Source organism: Streptococcus oralis (genome assembly GCF_003944215.1).
In the GTDB taxonomy this organism is placed as follows: Bacteria; Bacillota; Bacilli; order Lactobacillales; family Streptococcaceae; genus Streptococcus; species Streptococcus oralis_BI.
The window spans coordinates 1-4,204 of sequence record NZ_RJVZ01000028.1 but is presented as its reverse complement, the minus strand read 5'-3'; the positions used below and the strand labels follow the sequence as shown (position 1 = coordinate 4,204).

Annotated in this window: 1 protein-coding gene; it reads right to left on the bottom strand. The window is 45.9% G+C overall.

From position 1 onward, the window contains the following. Positions 1 to 3,736, bottom strand: a 3,736-nt coding sequence (locus D8804_RS10115) for a hypothetical protein (protein WP_472725589.1), incomplete at its 3' end; no start/stop codon positions are given. Positions 3,737 to 4,204: the final 468 nt, after the last annotated feature.

Sequence of the window (4,204 nt, the reverse complement as noted above, 5' to 3'; positions counted from 1 at the left end):
CTGAGATAGAAGCTGAGTTCTGGTTGTTAGATGCTGAAGCTGAGGCACTTTGGCTGGCGCTTACTGATGTTGAAGCACTTTGACTTGCACTTACAGATGCGCTTGCTGATTGGCTAGCTGATACAGACGCTGAGTCGCTTGCACTTACAGATGCTGATGCTGATTGGCTAGCTGATACAGATGCTGATTGGCTTGAACTTACAGACGCTGATGCTGATTGACTAGCTGATACAGATGCTGATTGGCTTGAACTTACAGACGCTGATGCTGATTGACTAGCTGATACAGATGCTGATTGGCTTGCACTGATGCTTGCACTTACTGATGCTGAAGCGCTTTGGCTTGCACTTACTGATGCTGAAGCTGATTGGCTAGCTGATACAGACGCTGAGTCGCTTGCACTTACAGATGCTGAAGCTGATTGGCTAGCTGATACAGATGCTGATTGGCTTGAACTTACAGAAGCTGAAGCTGATTGACTAGCTGATACAGATGCTGATTGGCTCGCACTGATGCTTGCTGATACTGATGCTGATGCGCTTTGGCTTGCACTAATTGACGCAGACTGGCTCGCGCTTGCTGAGATAGAAGCTGAGTTCTGGTTGTTAGATGCTGAAGCTGAGGCACTTTGGCTTGCGCTTACTGATGTTGAAGCACTTTGACTTGCACTTACTGATGCTGAAGCTGATTGGCTAGCTGATACAGACGCTGAGTCGCTTGCACTTACAGATGCTGAAGCTGATTGACTTGAGCTTACTGATGTGCTTGCTGATTGGCTTGCACTTACAGATGCTGAAGCTGATTGGCTTGCTGATACAGATGCTGATTGACTAGCACTTACTGATGCTGAAGCGCTTTGGCTTGCTGATACAGACGCAGAGTGGCTCGCGCTTGCTGAGATAGAAGCTGAGTTCTGGTTGTTAGATGCTGAAGCTGAGGCACTTTGGCTGGCTGATACAGATGTGCTTGCTGATTGGCTTGAGCTTACTGATGCGCTAGCTGATTGGCTTGCTGATACTGATGCTGAAGCACTTTGGCTAGCTGATACAGATGCTGAAGCTGAGGCACTTTGGCTGGCTGATACAGATGTGCTTGCTGATTGGCTTGCACTTACTGACGCTGAAGCACTTTGACTTGCAGATACAGATGCTGAAGCACTTTGGCTAGCTGATACAGACGCTGAAGCTGAGGCACTTTGGCTGGCTGATACAGATGTGCTTGCTGATTGGCTTGCAGATACTGATGCGCTAGCTGATTGGCTTGCACTTACTGACGCTGAAGCACTTTGACTTGCAGATACTGATGCTGAAGCGCTTTGGCTTGCTGATACAGATGCTGAAGCCGATTGACTTGAGCTTACTGATGCTGAAGTACTTTGACTTGCTGATACTGAAGCTGATTGGCTTGCTGATACAGATGCTGATTGACTAGCACTTACTGATGCTGAAGCGCTTTGGCTTGTACTTACTGACGCTGAAGCCGATTGACTTGAGCTTACTGATGCTGAAGCACTTTGACTTGCTGATACAGATGCTGAAGCACTTTGGCTTGCTGATACTGATGCTGAAGCCGATTGACTTGAGCTTACTGATGCGCTAGCTGATTGGCTTGCACTTACAGACGCTGATGCTGATTGACTTGAGCTTACTGATACGCTAGCTGATTGGCTTGCACTTACAGACGCTGATGCTGATTGACTTGAGCTTACTGATGTGCTTGCTGAACGACTCGCGCTAAGCGATGCACTGGCTGAGGCACTAGCCGAACGACTTGAACTTACGCTTGCTGAGGCTGAGCGACTTGAGCTAAGTGATGCACTGGCTGATGCACTGGCTGAACGGCTCGAACTTACAGAAGCTGAAGCTGAGCGACTTGCAGATACTGAAGCTGAAGCTGATTGGCTTGAGCTTACTGATGCGCTAGTTGATTGGCTTGAGCTTACAGAAGCCGAAGCTGAGCGACTTGCGCTAAGTGATGCACTCGCTGAAGCACTGGCTGAACGACTTGAGCTTACAGAAGCTGAAGCTGAGCGACTTGCGCTAAGTGATGCACTCACTGAAGCACTGGCTGAACGACTTGAGCTTACAGAAGCTGAAGCTGAGCGACTTGCGTTAAGCGATGCGCTGGCTGATGCACTGGCTGAACGGCTTGAACTTACACTTGCTGAGGCTGAACGACTCGCGCTAAGCGATGCGCTGGCTGATGCACTCTGACTAGCACTCAAGCTTGCTGAGTGAGATTGACCGGCGCTAAGTGAAGCACTTTGACTTGAACTTACTGAAGCTGAAGCACTTTGACTTGCAGATACTGATGCTGAAACTGATTGGCTAAGGGATCCGCTTTCTTTAACATTGATTTGAATGTCCTTAAAGTTAAGCTGTCCTGCTTCGTCAGTAATCTTATATTTAAGTGTTACAGTTCCTGTTCCAGTAGGCGTCCCAGAAATTTGGATAGATGGGATATAGCCAGTTTTACCACCCCCTGATGGAACGGTTTTAGTAGTAACTGTTAATCCAAGTGCTTCTAGTTCTTTCTTACCATGAATCAGTTCAACCGCTTGATCTGCAAGGTAAGGACTTTGCCAAGAACCAACAGACTTGTCTCCTTTGTTATTACCATCATGAACATATAAAGTTTCATTAACTCGTTTACCAACTTCAACTTCAGGAACTAGTGGTTCAGGGGAAGGAGTTAGTGAGTCTTTGCTCTTGTTGATAATTGACTCCTGCGCAGCCTCAGTTACAACTTCTTCTGGACGGCCTAGATAGGTAAAGAATTCAGCATCCTTACCTCCCAATCCATCATTATGTCTGACAAGATAATTAGGATTTTCAGTTTTAACAGTCCCCGTAACAGTGACTTTAGGAACATAGGTAAAATCAGCACGTCTTTCCACTCCTTGAACAAACCTCAAGCCCATCGGTTTGGTCCAACCACCATTACCAGTGTACAAAGTAATAGCATTTCTAGCATCTTGCTCATATCTATACTGTTTATCATTATGGAAATAGTAGGTTTCATTGACTGTATCTCCTACTTTATATTTTGCAAGAGGAGCCAGTGCTTCTTTTTTCCCTTCGGCATCATACGTTACAGCAGGTCCCTTAAACTGAGTAGTAGTAAGGTTCATGAATATGCTGGTTTGAGGAAAGCTACGTCCATCAAAGGTCACATCCAGATTGATACTACTTCTAAATGCTTTTGGATTATCACTCTTGAAAGTTACATATGGAATATAACGTCCAGGAGCCACTTCCACACGACCTGTTTCCGAGGTAATATTATATTTCTCTTGTGCTTCTTGCCAGTTTCGAGTCTCTAGAGTTTGTCTTGGAGAAAGTCCTGCCAACTCACTATCCTTATATGAACCGTAAGGATATTCGTCCGCATCAAATTGAGACTTATGCATATAATATGTTACCGAGAAAGGAACACCTGCTCGTCCCAGAAAGACCCGTTGTCTATTTAAACGACCACTTGTTTCTGGAGAATTGATACTATATGGGTCAGTATTTAGAAAGAATGGCTCTTTTGAACCAGTATCGATCGGATTTGCTCTAAATCCAGAATACCCTGTCTTTGGTGCAGTCGCTACAGTATTGTCAACCTTTTGGTTTTTCTCAGCTTGCTTGGTTGTATCCTTACCTTGGGCTTGGTTCTTATCTGCTACAACACCAGCTGCAAGGTTGTTGCTTGTTGTTGCTGCTTGGCTACTAAGTTGAGTTGCACTAGACAAAGCATCACCGAGTTTGCTTGATGCTAAGCTAGCTGCAGGTTTGGTATCGGCATTGAGTGATGCTGATGTAGAAGTTGAGACAGATGCTTGTACTTCTGATCCACTCGTTGCACTAGTGCTCTCAACTAGTGAAGTTGAAGCTTGAGCGCTCGCTGACGCTGATGTAGGAGCTGATGTTGATTGGCTCGCTGACTCAGATGCTGGAGCAGTTGACTGACTTGCTGATGTTGAAGCACTTGCAGATGCTGACTGACTTGCTGAGGCAGATTGACTGACTGAAGCTGACTGACTCGCACTCGCTTGAGCCTCAACAGATTGACTGACTGATACAGAAGCTGAGGCAGATGCTTGTTCTGCTTGAGCTTTCTTTACTTCTGTTTGCGCTTGAGCGATGATTGAGTTAGTACTTGTTTCAGTTGTTTCAGCTGCTTTTGGTTCAGCTGCGATGACTGTTTTATCCTTTTCTGC